We start from the raw sequence: 13,509 nt of genomic DNA on the forward strand, positions 1-13,509 counted from the left end.
ATCAGTCCTTCAGCACTTGCGCGGCGTCGTTGCCGATCATGATGCCGATCTGGCCGCCCTGCACGATGCCGTCGCCGGCGCCGCGGCTGTTCTGGCGCCGCACGATGAACGGCTCGCCGCCGGCAAGGCGCAGATGGAAGTGCGTGTCGGTGCCGAGATAGACGATGTTCTCGACAGTGCCGGACAGCGAAGCGCTGGGGCTGGCGGCGCCCAACTGCGCATGCTCGGGACGAACGACAATGGTGACCTTGCCGCTGGGGCTGAAGCCTTCCGGCAGCGAGGCCGGGATTTCCACGCCAGAGGACAGCTTCACCGTCGCCCGGCCACCAGTCGCGCCGACCACATCCGCCTTGAGGAAGTTGGACTCGCCGATGAAGTCGGCGACGAAGCGCTCGGCCGGGCGGTCGTAAATGTCGCGCGGCGAGCCGACCTGCAGGATCTTGCCCGACGACATCACCGCGATGCGGTCCGACATGGTCAGCGCTTCTTCCTGGTCATGGGTGACGAAGATGAAGGTGATGCCGGTCTCGTGCTGCAGCCGCTTCAACTCGATCTGCATCTCCTTGCGCAGCTTGTAGTCGAGCGCCGACAGCGGCTCGTCGAGCAACAGCACCTTGGGCTGTGGCGCCAGCGCCCGGGCGAGTGCCACGCGCTGCTGCTGGCCGCCGGAAATCTGGCTCGTGCGACGACCCGCCAGCGCCTCCATCTTGACCAGCTTGAGCATCTCGGCGACGCGCGCCTTGATCTCGGCCTTCGGCTTGCCCAGCATTTCCAGGCCAAAGCCGATATTGTCGGCGACGGTCATGTGCGGGAACAGCGCGTAGGACTGGAAGACGGTGTTGACCGGCCGCTTGAACGGCGGCAGCGGCGCAATGTCCTCACCGTAAAGCAGGATTTCGCCGGCGGTTGGAAAGTCGAAGCCGGCAATCAAGCGCAGCAGCGTGGTCTTGCCGCAACCAGATGGGCCCAGCAGCGTGAAGAACTCGTTCTCGCGGATGGATACCGAAACCGTGTCGAGGGCAGCGACCTGCCCCTCCCCTGATCCGAAAATTTTACTGACGTTTACGACTTCAATTGCATTCCGATCCGGTTTTTCCGGCACGATACGCCTCACTGTTGACCCCGCTCTTGTCGGCGGAGTTTTTCCCCTGTTCGATGTGACCACACGGCCGGTAGGTTGGCAAGTCCGGCATTGAATCACAGTTCAGTCAGTCGATTCGTCTTGCAAGCCGCAAGCTTTGCAAGCCGCATGCCATTGTCAGGCCTGGTAGGTGACCTTACCGCCGCAGACCGTCGTCATCGGCCGCACCTTGTGCAATTCGGCCGGCGCCGTCTTCTCGATATCAGCCGACAAAACCACCAGATCCGCCATGTAGCCCGGTTTCAGCACGCCTTTGCGATGCTCGGCGAATTCGGCATAGGCGCCTTCGACCGTGTAGGCGGCGAGCGCCTCCTGCAGCGAAAAACTCTGGTCCGGATCGCCTTCTGCCCATGGTTTGCGCATCAATGCCGCCTGAATGCTCAGGATCGGGTCGATCGCCGCCACCGGCCAGTCCGAGGCGAACACGACATGGGCGCCGGCTTCCTTTAAGGTGCGCCAGGCATAGCTCAGCGGCCAGCGGTCCCGCCCGATGCGCGACACGGTCGGCTCGAGCGGAAAATCCATGGCCCCGGGCGGATGCGACGGCTGCATCGAAGCGATGACGCCAAGGTCGGCGAAACGCGGCACATCGGCGGCGGTGGTGACCTCGATATGCTCGACCCTGTGCCGGCTGTCGCGCCTGCCATTGGCCTTCTGCGCAGCCTCATAGCCGTTGAGGACAGCGCGCACGGCGCCATCACCGATCGAGTGAACGGCGATCTGCAGCCCGCGTTTGTCGATGGCCACGGCGAGATCGATGAATTGCTGCGGCGTGAACAACGGCTCGCCGACCCAGTCGGGCCGGTCCGCATAGGGCTCAACCATGACCGCGGTCCAGGAATCGAGCACGCCGTCATAGAACACCTTGACCATGCCCGATGACAGCCATTCGCTGTCGTAGCGCTCAGCCATGACAGAGGCCTTCTCCAGCATGTCGAGCGTCATGAAATTCTTGTAGTGGAACGGCATCTTGACGCGGCAGGGCAAGCCTTCCTCCGCCTCGATCTCGGCCAGCAGTTCGAGCTGGTAGAGATTGCCGTCCATGTTCTGGATCGAGGTGATGCCGTGGCGCGCGCACCAGGCAAGCCCGCGCCGCATGATGTCACGGTCGGCGGCCCGCTCGGCGGCCGACGGCATCGGGTCGGGCTCGCCACCGGTCGACAGCCCCAGCCGCACCCGGCTTTCGCCGGCAAGGTCGAGCACCGGACCGAAGGCCTCGCCCTCGCGCAATTCACCGGCAGCCAGGCCATCCTCGCCCATGACGATCTCGTTGCCCGGACCGAGCGTGCGCCCCTGCAGAATGCCGGCCATCTCCAATGCTTTGGTGTTGGCCCACATTGTGTGGTGGTCGGGCGCCGCCATGCAGAAAGGGCGATCCGGCAGGATGGCGTCGAGATGATGGCGCGTCACCCGCTCTTCGCCCAGCACGGTGTAGTCGACGCCCTGCCCGACCAGCATTTTCGCCTCCGGCCGTGTCGATGCATAATCGCGGATCGCCTTTTGCAGCGCCTCGAAGCCGTGGACACCGCCAAGCTGAAGATGCGCGAGCTCGGCCCCGCCCGAGAACAGATGCATGTGGGCTTCGATGAAGCCCGGGATCACCGAGCCGCCCTTGGCGTCGATGGTCTTTGTGGCTGGACCCTTGAGCTCTTCGATGGTGGCGCGGCTGCCAATGGCGACGATGGCGCCGTCCTTGACGGCAATGGCCTCGGCGGCGGGATTATCATCGTCCATGGTCCGCACGCGACCATTGATGACGATCAGATCAGCACCCGCACCCGTGACAGACATCGCGACTCCGCGCTTTTGACGACTGACTGAGACCGACAACCCTCTTGTCCGACAAGCTTCCACTCCGCAGGAGCGGCGCTATCGGACGAAAACTGATGCCAGTGCGCTGTTTTGAAATTCCCCTTGTGATCTCTGAAAACAGCGTGGATAAAAGAATGCGACTAATTATTCGCGTTTGTCAACGTGCCGAATTTCGAATGTATTGTGGACAGCATCCGGCGCTTGGGACGGGGGAACGAGGGCATCGGGACGTGAAGCGCAATCTCAGCCGCGAAACCAGGATGGCGCTCGAACCGCGCAAGCAGCCGCGGCAAGAGCGGTCGAGCAAGGTGGTCGACCGGATTCTCGACGCGGCTTTGATCTTGACGCGGGAGCAAGGAACCAAGACCCCTACGACGCTCGCCATTGCGCGGCGCGCGGGCCTGTCGGTCGGGTCGCTCTACCAATACTTTCCCAACAAGGAGGCCATTCTTCTCGACCTCGCGCGGCGCTGGCTGTCATCCTTTCCCGAGGTGATCGCCAGGCGCATCAAGGTCGCGCCGCCCACCAACCGCGACGAGTTTCGCCAGGAAGTGCGCAAGCTCTTCATCGATACCTCCAGGATATATCTCGAAAACGCCAACCTGATGCCGGTGATCGAGGCCATCTCCGGCAATGCCGACCTCAGGCCGATCCAGGACGAATATGACGAGCAGATCATCGCGCTCTACGCCGCGTGGCTGCAGCATGTGAACCCGGCCCTTGAAGACAAGATCGCCAGCCGGCTCGGCGTGCTGATGATGGATGTCGGGCACGCCTGCCGGCTTGTGGGGCTGAAACGAGACCGCAAGACATACGACCTCATCGAGGACGATGTGGAAAGAATGTGGCTCGCTCTGGTGACCCCCTATCTCAACCTTGACTGATTTCACTTCGAGAGGAATTTCATGAAGACTGTCTATTCGCCGCTTCATGCCGGCCATGCCGGCCAGATGGAACTGGTCACATCTGCCATCGTGCCGGGCTTCGAAAAGCCGTCGCGGGCCGAGTTCATCAAGGCGCGGGTCGAGAGCGAGAAGCTTGGACCGATCATCGGACCTGTCGAGCATGATCTCACCGCCGCCAAACGCATCCACAAAGCCGACTACATCGACTTCCTGCCCACCGTCTGGCCGGAATGGAAGGCTGCCGGCTTCGAGGGCACGGCCATGCCCTTCACCTGGCCGACGCGCGGCCTGCGCGGCGACGTGCCGCCCAAGCGCGTCGATGCTCTGCTCGGCTACTATTCCTTTGACGCCGGCGCCACCTTCGTCGAAGGCACCTGGACCGCCATCAAATCGTCCTATGACGTGGCGCTGACGGCGGCTGCCCTGGTCAAGGGCGGTGACACATCGGCCTTCGCGCTTTGCCGTCCGCCCGGCCATCACGCCGGCGCCGGCTTCATGGGCGGCTACTGCTACATCAACAACGCGGCGGTGGCTGCGCAGTGGTTCCGCGACCAGGGCGCTAAACGCGTCTCGATCCTCGACGTCGACTATCACCACGGCAATGGCACACAGGAAATCTTCTACGACCGCGCCGACGTCCAGGTTCTCAATTTGCATGGCGATCCGATGGTCGAGTACCCCTTCTTCCTCGGCCATGCCGACGAACGCGGAGCCGGCGAAGGCGAAGGTTTCAACATCAATTATCCCATGCCCTTCGGCACCGACTGGGACAACTGGAACGCCTCGCTCGAAGACGCCTGCGCCAGGCTCGCCGCTTACGCGCCGGATATCGTCATCGTCTCGCTCGGCGTCGACACCTTCGAGAAGGACCCGATCAGCCAGTTCAAGCTGAAGAGCGCGGACTATCCGAAGATCGGCCGACGCATCGCCAAGCTCGACCTGCCGACGCTGTTCGTCATGGAAGGCGGCTATGCCGTCGAGGAGATCGGCATCAACGCCGTCGGCGTGCTCACCGGCTTCGAGGACAAGTAGAAGTGGGGGGCGGCCACAGCCGCCCCCGGAACTCCACCTAGACAGCTGCGCCGGCGGTCGGCGCGGCCGCTGGAACGACTGGCTTTCGCGACCGGCCGATCCTGTAGACGATCACCGCCGCGATCACGCCGGCGGCCAGGATCCCTACCGCCAGCAGCGGCCTGTACCAGAACCAGGCGATGGCGATCGTCGTCGTGCCGACCAGGATCGCCAGGACGAAGGCGATGATGCCGGTTCCCATCCGCGCCGTGCTGCCGAGGAAGGGTATGACGTCGAGGATCACCCCGATCGGGCTGAGGAACAGCGCAAAGCCGATGGTCAGCAAAAGCAGGCCGGCGCCGCGTAGCAGCCAGGTGATCAGCGTGTTGGCGCTTACAGCGTCGGCGAACATCTTTTCGGCCGGCACGTTGCCGGTATCCACCATCAGCAACGCATCGCCCGCTTGCGTCTGGTATGGCTCGAACCGGCTGCCTGCCTGGCGCGCGACGATGCTGACCACGCCAAGCGGCGCCAGTTCGTAGCCGATGCGGTAGTCGCCCAGAGCGGGCGTCGTGTTGTCATTGCCGAGATAGATCTTGCCATCGACGATGCTGAGCGGTTTCGTGCCGGTATAGGCGGCCTTTATCGCCGCCGACTGATCGGTCGACAGCGAATAGTCCTTGTCGCCTTCGATGCGATCGAGCACGGGCGTATCGAGATCAAACGCGATCAGCTTGCCTTCAGGAATCTGGAAAGTGCGGCTGTGGATCGCCATCGGCGGATTCTGATGGCCGTCCGGCTTCTTGAAATCGGACGAGTCGATCTGGCTGTCGTCCCACACTTTCGAATAACTGTAGGTCGTCACCGTCTCTTCACCGCCGCCGAGCTTTTTCGTCGTCTCCGACTTGGACTCTTCCTTCCACTGATACATCTCGACGCTGCGCGACAGCCGCAGCCCTTGCGCCGCAATGCCGAAATCAGGATCCGCCAGGCCACTATCGGCCGTCACAGGTCCGCTGACATGGACCAGCTTGCCGTCATTGGCGGCATCGACGCTGTCGGCGCCGACCGAAACGATCGCTCCCGACCCCTCGGCCAGCGAGCGCGCCGTCTGCACGGCGCGGCCCTCGTTCCAGAACAGCCCGATCACCATCAGCACGATCAGGACGAGGCCGAAGATGACCCCGCCGACCGCACGCTTGATCCGTCCGAACCACGAGACGGATGTGACTTCTCGAAATGAATCGCTCATCGTTTCCCCCGAAACAAAGTTACCCAAGATTTCAACGCGGCCGGCGGCCGCGCGTCGAACCGATTAGTCGGCGTGGATCTGCGCGCCGCAATCCCTGTCACCGGCGCAGGCGTGCACCGCTCGCGTCGTGCCGCCATCGCCCACCCGCCACGGTGAAGCCGACAGCGGCGCTTGCCTCTTGTTGCCGAGAAGGTCAAGCGCTCGCATTGCAGTCTGCTCCTTCGTTGTCGAGACGATCGGCTCGGCCTTGGCTGGCGCTGCCGCACTGGCAAAAACCGCAAGCACCACCGTGAACGCCAGGAAAGCCTGCTTCATCATTGCCCCCGATGCCGATGGCCGCGAAGCAAGCGCCGCCAAATCGCCTTTAACGACCGAAGGGATGCCCACCCCTGCCGGTCGCCCAGAACCTATCGGAATCGATCGGCCCTCGATACGGCAGTGTCGCAACACCTCTGGCTTTTTCGTGTCGGCGTTTCAGGTCGCTCGAGGCAGCAAAAGACCTCGCAGTCCGCCTCCGAGTCGCCCGAGTCCAAAAAAAACGTTTTTGTCAAATCGCGTTTGATGTCGGATTCATCTGCGGGTAGATTAGACCCGAATCAGCCGGTCCTTGGGGGGCGCGGCGACCACCCAAAGTCTCAAGTTCCGGCCTCTGACCGGCACCAGACGCGGACGGCTTCGCGTTCCCTGAATGGATTCGGCGATCCGCGCGACCCCGCGCCGTGTGCGTGCTTCGTAAACGTGATGCGTCTTCAAGTTCGGCCGCTGGTGACCCAGCATCCGGGCTCAAGAAAAGATTCCGGCCATGACATACAACCAAAGCATCCAATGAGCAGTTCCGCCGCGCTTCTGCAATCCGACACATTAGGTTCGCGCCTCGCGTCCCGCGGCGATCTCACCTCCTTTTTCATGCAGCTTGCCGCCGAGATCGGCGCCGACAGCTACATGCTCGTCGCCATCGTCCACGACCAGGACCGCAACGACGCCCGCATCGTCTCCTCCAACTGGATCTTCGACGCCATCGAACTGATCGGCAAACGGCTGATCGCCGGCCTCGCCCAGGGACCGCTGACCGTAGCGCCCGGCATTCGCCCGAAGCCGCTGCTGGCTGCCGAAGCGCCCAACGCCGGCGGGCTGCTCACCGGCGAGGAAGCACGCCTGCTAGACGTGCTTGGCCATGCGGAAGTCTATTCGCTGCGGCTCAATGTCGGAGGCCAGCGGCTGTTTGCCTTGTTCTCGGCGGCCGAGGCCGGCAAGATCGACCAGCCGGCGCTGATGAAGGCGCAGCTGAAGTGCTGCTATGCGCTGTCCACCATTCCGCAATTGGTCGCCGCCGCCGCCATGCAGGATCCGCTGTCCGACCGCGAGCGCGAATGCCTGTTCTGGGTGTCGGAAGGCAAGACCACCGACGAGGTCGCGGTCATCCTTGGCGTCTCGTCCAACACCGTCAACAGCTACATCACCCACGCCATCCAGAAATTCGCGGCCTCGAACCGCGCGATGGCCATCGCCACGGCGATCAGGAGCGGCATCATTTGAAACACGCTGACATCAAGGCGGCGGCCGAAGCCCTTTTCAACGAGCAGCGCAATCCATTCGGCGCCTTCTCCATCGGTTCCGAAACGCATCATGCCGTCACCATCCCCGACGCGGTGCGCCGCTGCCGCTGGATCGCCGTCGACATCAACGCGTCGGCCTTCGGCCTCTACTTCGTCAGCCCTTCGCCGGAGCGGGCGCGTCTGGTGCCGAGCTTCGATTCCGATTATCCGGCCACCGCTGTCGCGACCAAGTTCATCGCCGGCGCCAATGGCGAGGAGATGGTGCGCCACAGCGGCACCTCCACGGCGCCGCGCTGGTGGGCCGATGACGGCATCGCCGGCTCGGACACTGTCTTCCAGAACCTCGCCTGGACGGAGCGCGCAGCCCCCCTGGCGCCGGGCACCAACGGCATTGCCTTTCCCGTCCATGCCGATCGCGGCCATTGCGGGCTGGTGGTGTTCCTCGGCTCGACGATCGCTCTGCCGGAGGACATGCTCTACGAAATCCACGCCCGCTGTTTCTCGCTGTTCGCCGCCGTTGCCCGCATTCGTCCCAACGACGCCACCCGGATGCGCTCGATCTCCAAGCGCGAACTGGAGTGCCTGAAGCTGACCGCCAACGGCAACACCAGCGAAGAGATCGCCAGGCTGCTGAAGCTGTCCGTCCACACCGCCAACCAGTATCTCACCCAGTCCACGCAGAAGCTCAACGCGGTCAACCGCAACCAGGCGGTGGCCAAGGCGTTGCGGCTGGGGCTGATCGAGTGATGCCCGCCTACCTTCAGGCTGGCGTGCTCAGACGATTGGGATAACGGACAAAAAGTCAGCGATAAGCGAGTGGCTCGGTTCTCCGGATGCGCGCCTCTTCGATCACCGTTTCCAGCAAGGCGGTGTTGTGCTCGGGGTCTTCGCCGGGCTTCTCGAACGACACATAGTTGACGGCGACCGAAGACCTCTCTTCGCTCAGCGTCAGCTGGAAATAGACGGTCACACCCGGCGGCCTGAGCTCGAGATCGAGCACGATGCGCGGGCTGCCGCTCCAGTCGACATGCGCCTCACCGCCATGGCCGAGCCGCAGCGTACCGGGCAGGAAATAAAGCTCCACCGCCGAATCCACGAGATCCGACAGGCAAGCGAAATGCTCGAGCCGGATGAAGGCGATGTAGTCGGCGACATCGATCAGGCGCAACTCGTCCACCACCTGCTCGATAGCCTTGGCGACGATGAGTTCGCGGGATTTCGCGTGCGGTTGGCGGTTCATGAAATTTGTCTCCGCTCAGCCTTTTTCGAGTAGACGATCCGCACCAGTTCGGCGACGGCCTGGTAGAATTGCGACGGGATCACGCTATCAACCGAAACTTGCTTGTACATGGAGCGGGCGAGCGCCACGTCCTCGAAGATCGGGATGTTGTGCTCCTTGGCGATCTCGCGAATCTTGAGCGCCACCAGGTCCTGGCCCTTGGCCAGCACCACAGGTGCCGAATCCTCGTCGCGGACATATCTAAGCGCGATCGAAAAGTGCGTCGGATTGGCGATGATCAGCGTCGCGCGCGGCACCGCCGTCATCATCCGCTTGCGTGCCCGGTCACGCGCTAGCGAGCGCAGCCGCGACTTGATGATCGGATCGCCCTCGGACTGCTTGAACTCGTCCTTGACCTCCTGCTTGGTCATGCGCAGATCCTGCTTCCAGTGGAAGCGCGACCAGACCACGTCGACAGCCGCGATCAACCCCATGACGAAGACGATCGCCACCAATATGTCGACGGTGATGCTTTTGATGACGAGGCCGAAAGCGACGGGGTTGGTGATCATGCCGGCCAGCAGCTGGCGGTAGTCCTGCGACAGCGTGAAGTAGAGCACGATGCTGGCGAAGCCGAGCTTGCCCAGCGATTTCAGGAATTCGACCCAGCCCTGAATACCGAACGTCCTGGTCCAGCCCTTGGCTATCGAGATGCGTGATAGCTGCGGCCGGATTCGCTCGCCGACGAATTGCGGCATGTTCTGCAGCACCGAGGCGCCGATGCCGGCCACCACCTGCAGCACCAGCAGGCTGACGACGGCACGGCCTATTTCCATCATCACGGTCTTGTAGAGCGCGATGACATCGGTCTCGGTGTCCATCGGCCATGCCTCGGGCTTTTCCAGGAACATGGACAGGAACATGCCGAGATTGACGACCGCGTCCTTGGCGTAGAAGACGGTGAACACCAATATGGCGATGAAGGACGCCAGCAGCGCCGCCTCCCGCGAATGGGGCAGCTTGCCCTGTTCGATGGTGTCGCGGATCTTTTTTTCTGTCGCGTCTTCGGTTTTGGAGTCTTTGTCCGCCGCTTCAGCCATTGTTGCTCAGCGTCAGGCCGCTTCGCTCTGCTGCGACGAGGACGGAAGTTCGAAAGCCCCCTCGCGCGAAAGCCGGATTGTCGCCACTGCAATGTTCTTGCGCGCCGCCATGATGTCGGCAAGCTGGATGCCTTCCGAGCCCTGTCCGAGTTCCGACTCGATCATGCGCCGCGACCGGGCGCCGATTGCCGACAGCACCGACTCCGTCAATGCGGGCGGCGCGCCGCGCAGCGCCAGCGTGATCAGTTCGGTCGACAGCCCGTCGAACAGAAGCACTCTCGCCTTCTGCGTCAGCAGCGGCAGATCGTCGAAGGCAAACAGCCTGGAGCGGACGCCGCCGAGGTCCGGCGTGCCGGCCTCTTCCAGATCCTGCATGACCTCTTCCAGCTGCGGCTTGTCCATTTCGTTGAGCACACTGGCAACGCGCGCCTGTCCCGCCGAGATGTCCTTGGTCGCGGTCTGCGCCAGCACGCTGGCGCGCAGCTGGTTCTCGATGATCCTGGTGGCCGCGTCGGGAATGGTCGCCATCGTCACCATGCGCTTGATGATCTCGCTGCGCATCGGCTTTTCCATGGTCAGCAGGATGTTGGCGGCAGCCTGCGGCGCAAGCTTCGACAGCACCATCGCCGCGGTCTGCGGATGTTCGGCGGCAAGGAATGTGCCGAGCCGCGTCGGTTCGAGCTTTTCCAGCTCCGGCCAGATCGGCGGCGGTCCTTCCGGCGCGACCTCGAAGCGCTTGTCGCCCATGATGGCGCTCATCTCTTCGGGCGACAGCGATTCATTGAGGATGGTGTCCATCCGGTCGGCGGAATCGAGCAGGCCAGCGCCCTCGGTGAATTCGGCCTCGAATTCGGCGACGATGCGTTCGAGATCGCTCTGCGGAATGGTGCGCAACAGACGCGCCCCTTCGATCAGCGCCTTCAGCTCTTCCTGCTTGAAGAACTTCAAAAGCCGGCTGGCCGACGGCTTGCCCATCGCCACCAGGATGGCGGCGGCCTTTTGCGGGCGCGTGAGCGTGACCGGCGTCGTCATGGCATATGCTCCGATCGCTGCTGAGACCGCATATCGTCTATCCCTTTGAAGCAATTCCAGGAAAAGTGTGTGCGGTTTTCCGTCCGGAATTGCGTAAAAACAAATACTCTATGCGCTCTTGGTGGCAGCGATGATTTCGGTCAGCCTGATGCCGAAGCGCGACGGATCGCTTTCCAGCACGGTGATCTCGCCACGCGCGATCTTGCGGCCGTTGACCACCACATCGACGGGTTCGCCGATGCGCCGGTTCAGCGCCACCGTCGAGCCCTTCTGCAGCGCCATCAGGTCCGACACCGGCATTTCCGTGCTGCCGAGGATGATCTGCACATCGACCGGAATGCTCATGATGATGTTCGAATTGCTGCCGGACATGGCGGCCCGCAAGGCGGCGTCGGGGCGCTTTTCCTCCTCCTGGAGGACGCCGCGCAATTCCTCGATGGCGCGGTCGAGCTGTTCGTCCGGCTGGTCGATATTGGCTTCCACCTTGGTCTTGGCCATACGTCGTCTCCAAATGCTTGGCTTTGCTCGGCGTCAGCCCGGCATGAGCCCATCGATAAAATCCTGACCGGCATCGTAAGGATGCCTGATCCGGACGGTGTAATTCTGCCCGAGTTTGCCGAACTCGCACACAAACAGCGTCTTGTCGCGCGCGCTCAGCTTTGCGTGCGACTGCGCCGTTTCCTCGAATTCGATGACCTGGCCCGGCTCGAAGCCGGCGAGATCGCCCAGCGTCAGGCGTGCCAACGGCATGGTCGCTTCGAGTGTCACCGTCGAGCGCATCACCTCTTCCGAAAAGCGGGCCCGCCAGTCGGAGGTCGTGCCTTCGCTGTCATGGACATCGGCGATGCCGCGGGTCGCCAGCAGGATGCGCTGCGGGATCATCACCGTGACCGTACCGCTGTCGGTCGGCGTCGAGATGCCGAAGGCGATGCGCACCGCAGCGCCATCGCGCAGCACACGGCGTTTGGCTTCGCTGCCCGAAAGCGCCCGCGGCACCGGCAGTCGCAGTTCGAGCGAACGCCGCCCGGAACCGTTCAGCGCCTGCGCAACCTCCTGGAACACCGTGGTCGCCACATCGGTTTCGATCTGCGACAGAGCGCGCTCGATCGGCGAAACCGGCTGATCCGGATCACCGCCAAACAGCGCGCAGACCATCACCGCGATGGCCGGCGCATCGGCCACCAGGGTCATCGCATCCGAGGATGTCGGCGATGCTATGATGGTCATGGCAAAGGCATCGCCGGCATGCGCGCGCGCATCCGGCACGCGGCTGATCTCGACCGCGCGCAGGTCGACGGTTACCGGAGCGCCGAGCTCGCCGGCCAGGCTCTTCTGCAACAGCGGCAGCGCGCGCTCGCCCATCGAGCGCCCGGCGCCGATGACATGAGCGGCCTCACCGCTGTCACCGACCAGGCGCTCGATGATCAGCGAGCGGGCTTGCGAGGGGCTGCCAGGACTTGTCATGACGGCGCGCGGTCCTGTCTGTCGTCATGCATGGGTCAGGCCGCTTTCTTCTCGGCGGAGGCTGTGTTCATCGTGCTCTGCTCGACGGCGTCGATGGTCGGCCGCTCATAGGACGAGATGGTCTTGCGGCCGAACTCGATCGCCACCTGCGGCAGGGCGCCGTTCATGTAGGCGAGCAGCGTCTGCTTGACGATGATGTAGAGGCGGTTCTTCTTCTCGCGCACGGTCTTGATCTTGGTGGCGACCGGCCCGACCACGGCGTAGGACAGGAAGATGCCGAGAAAGGTTCCGACAAGGGCGGCGCCGATCAGACCGCCAAGGATTTCCGGCGACTGGTCGAGCGCGCCCATCGCCTTGACGACGCCGAGCACGGCGGCGACGATGCCGAGCGCCGGCAGACCGTCGCCCACCGCCACCAGCGCGTGATAGGCCTTCATCTTGTCGGACTTGATGGTCTGGATTTCCTCGTCCATCAGCGCCTCGATCTCATGCGAGCGCGCGTTGCCGATGATTATGATGCGGCAATAGTCGCAGATGAAATGCGTCAGGTCGTGATTCTTGAGCACGGTCGGGAACGCCTGGAAGATCGCTGACTCCTCCGGATTGTCGATATGCGCCTCGACCTCGCTGCGGGATTTCGAGCGCAGTTCGCGCATCAGGCTGTGCAGGACGCCTAGCGTCTCTAGATAGTCGCGCTCCTTCGGCACCGCCTGCTTGAAGGCTTCGAGAATGCCCTTGCCGGTGTCCTTGACCGTCTTCATCGGGTTGGCGACGAGGAAGGTGCCGAGCGCGGCGCCGCAGATGACCACCGCTTCCCAGGGCTGCATCAGCACATGCAGATGGCCGCCCATGGCCATGAAGCCGCCGAGAACACAGCCGAGCGTCACCACAAGTCCGATCAGAATGCCCACGCCAGATCCTTCCGCATCACGTCAGACCTAACCGATAGCCTCCGTGCCTTGTGTGAGGCTTGAATCACGCATGGCGAACCGATTCAGCCTCGCGCAAGCAAGTCCG

Annotated in this window: 14 protein-coding genes; 4 read left to right on the forward strand and 10 right to left on the reverse strand. The window is 63.2% G+C overall.

From position 1 onward, the window contains the following. Position 1 precedes the first annotated feature (1 nt). Positions 2-1,102 carry an ABC transporter ATP-binding protein gene (locus tag ACYHH6_RS30925; RefSeq protein WP_352586406.1) on the reverse strand — a complete coding sequence of 367 codons (1,101 nt, stop codon included), beginning with the start codon at positions 1,100-1,102 and terminating at the stop codon, positions 2-4. A 156-nt stretch (positions 1,103-1,258) separates the two neighbouring features. After that, positions 1,259-2,932: an amidohydrolase gene (locus tag ACYHH6_RS30930; protein ID WP_352586335.1), complete on the reverse strand. Its 1,674-nt coding sequence runs from the start codon at positions 2,930-2,932 to the stop codon at positions 1,259-1,261. 44 nt (positions 2,933-2,976) lie between these two features. On the opposite strand from ACYHH6_RS30930, the gene ACYHH6_RS30935 reads away from it, so the two are divergent. Together ACYHH6_RS30935 and ACYHH6_RS30940 are read left to right on the forward strand one after the other, a co-directional pair. Next, a complete protein-coding gene (locus tag ACYHH6_RS30935; protein ID WP_352586334.1) occupies positions 2,977-3,837 on the forward strand; it encodes a TetR/AcrR family transcriptional regulator in 861 nt (286 codons plus the stop codon). A gap of 21 nt (positions 3,838-3,858) precedes the next feature. Then, positions 3,859-4,890, forward strand: coding sequence for a histone deacetylase family protein (locus ACYHH6_RS30940; RefSeq protein ID WP_352586333.1), 1,032 nt, complete (start codon positions 3,859-3,861; stop codon positions 4,888-4,890). A 37-nt stretch (positions 4,891-4,927) separates the two neighbouring features. Here ACYHH6_RS30940 and ACYHH6_RS30945 read toward each other — a convergent pair whose 3' ends face one another. Both ACYHH6_RS30945 and ACYHH6_RS30950 read right to left on the reverse strand, forming a co-directional pair. Then, the gene (locus tag ACYHH6_RS30945; RefSeq protein WP_352586332.1) at positions 4,928-6,121 is read right to left on the reverse strand and encodes a TMEM43 family protein; all 1,194 of its coding nucleotides are present in this window, start codon (positions 6,119-6,121) and stop codon (positions 4,928-4,930) included. Positions 6,122-6,184: 63 nt separating this feature from the next. Beyond that, a complete protein-coding gene (locus tag ACYHH6_RS30950; RefSeq protein WP_352586331.1) occupies positions 6,185-6,436 on the reverse strand; it encodes a hypothetical protein in 252 nt (83 codons plus the stop codon). 510 nt (positions 6,437-6,946) lie between these two features. Between ACYHH6_RS30950 and ACYHH6_RS30955 the strand changes: the two genes are divergently transcribed. Both ACYHH6_RS30955 and ACYHH6_RS30960 read left to right on the forward strand, forming a co-directional pair. Next, positions 6,947-7,657, forward strand: coding sequence for a helix-turn-helix transcriptional regulator (locus tag ACYHH6_RS30955; RefSeq protein ID WP_352586330.1), 711 nt, complete (start codon positions 6,947-6,949; stop codon positions 7,655-7,657). Continuing rightward, the gene (locus ACYHH6_RS30960) at positions 7,654-8,424 is read left to right on the forward strand and encodes a helix-turn-helix transcriptional regulator (protein WP_352586329.1); all 771 of its coding nucleotides are present in this window, start codon (positions 7,654-7,656) and stop codon (positions 8,422-8,424) included. Before ACYHH6_RS30955 ends, ACYHH6_RS30960 begins: the two co-directional genes overlap by 4 nt. 55 nt (positions 8,425-8,479) lie before the next feature. Here ACYHH6_RS30960 and ACYHH6_RS30965 read toward each other — a convergent pair whose 3' ends face one another. From ACYHH6_RS30965 to motA, 6 genes are all read right to left on the reverse strand, one after another. Then, positions 8,480-8,917 (reverse strand): hypothetical protein, encoded by a 438-nt coding sequence (locus tag ACYHH6_RS30965; protein ID WP_112559347.1) that lies wholly within the window; start codon positions 8,915-8,917, stop codon positions 8,480-8,482. Continuing rightward, entirely contained in the window at positions 8,914-9,996 is a 1,083-nt protein-coding gene (gene flhB, locus ACYHH6_RS30970) for a flagellar biosynthesis protein FlhB (RefSeq protein ID WP_352586328.1), read from the reverse strand. The genes ACYHH6_RS30965 and flhB overlap by 4 nt, the downstream gene beginning before the upstream one ends. A gap of 12 nt (positions 9,997-10,008) precedes the next feature. Further along, positions 10,009-11,028: a flagellar motor switch protein FliG gene (locus tag ACYHH6_RS30975; RefSeq protein WP_352586327.1), complete on the reverse strand. Its 1,020-nt coding sequence runs from the start codon at positions 11,026-11,028 to the stop codon at positions 10,009-10,011. Between the two features lie 108 nt (positions 11,029-11,136). Further along, entirely contained in the window at positions 11,137-11,526 is a 390-nt protein-coding gene (gene fliN / locus ACYHH6_RS30980; protein WP_112559344.1) for a flagellar motor switch protein FliN, read from the reverse strand. 33 nt (positions 11,527-11,559) lie between these two features. Then, on the reverse strand, positions 11,560-12,492 hold the full coding sequence (locus ACYHH6_RS30985; RefSeq protein ID WP_352586326.1) for a FliM/FliN family flagellar motor switch protein: 933 nt from the start codon (positions 12,490-12,492) through the stop codon (positions 11,560-11,562). A 35-nt stretch (positions 12,493-12,527) separates the two neighbouring features. Next, positions 12,528-13,403: a flagellar motor stator protein MotA gene (motA, locus tag ACYHH6_RS30990; protein WP_112559342.1), complete on the reverse strand. Its 876-nt coding sequence runs from the start codon at positions 13,401-13,403 to the stop codon at positions 12,528-12,530. Positions 13,404-13,509 lie beyond the last annotated feature (106 nt).

The sequence above is a fragment of the Mesorhizobium sp. P171375 genome, assembly GCF_057786075.1.

Bases quoted from the DNA above. Each gene is read 5' to 3' on its own strand.
- ACYHH6_RS30930 (WP_352586335.1), bottom strand. From the start codon at position 2,932: ATGTCTGTCACGGGTGCGGGTGCTGATCTGATCGTCATCAATGGTCGC.
- ACYHH6_RS30940 (WP_352586333.1), top strand. From the start codon at position 3,859: ATGAAGACTGTCTATTCGCCGCTTCATGCCGGCCATGCCGGCCAGATG.
- ACYHH6_RS30945 (WP_352586332.1), bottom strand. From the start codon at position 6,121: ATGAGCGATTCATTTCGAGAAGTCACATCCGTCTCGTGGTTCGGACGG.
- ACYHH6_RS30950 (WP_352586331.1), bottom strand. From the start codon at position 6,436: ATGAAGCAGGCTTTCCTGGCGTTCACGGTGGTGCTTGCGGTTTTTGCC.
- ACYHH6_RS30955 (WP_352586330.1), top strand. From the start codon at position 6,947: ATGAGCAGTTCCGCCGCGCTTCTGCAATCCGACACATTAGGTTCGCGC.
- ACYHH6_RS30965 (WP_112559347.1), bottom strand. From the start codon at position 8,917: ATGAACCGCCAACCGCACGCGAAATCCCGCGAACTCATCGTCGCCAAG.
- flhB (WP_352586328.1), bottom strand. From the start codon at position 9,996: ATGGCTGAAGCGGCGGACAAAGACTCCAAAACCGAAGACGCGACAGAA.
- ACYHH6_RS30975 (WP_352586327.1), bottom strand. From the start codon at position 11,028: ATGACGACGCCGGTCACGCTCACGCGCCCGCAAAAGGCCGCCGCCATC.
- fliN (WP_112559344.1), bottom strand. From the start codon at position 11,526: ATGGCCAAGACCAAGGTGGAAGCCAATATCGACCAGCCGGACGAACAG.
- ACYHH6_RS30985 (WP_352586326.1), bottom strand. From the start codon at position 12,492: ATGACAAGTCCTGGCAGCCCCTCGCAAGCCCGCTCGCTGATCATCGAG.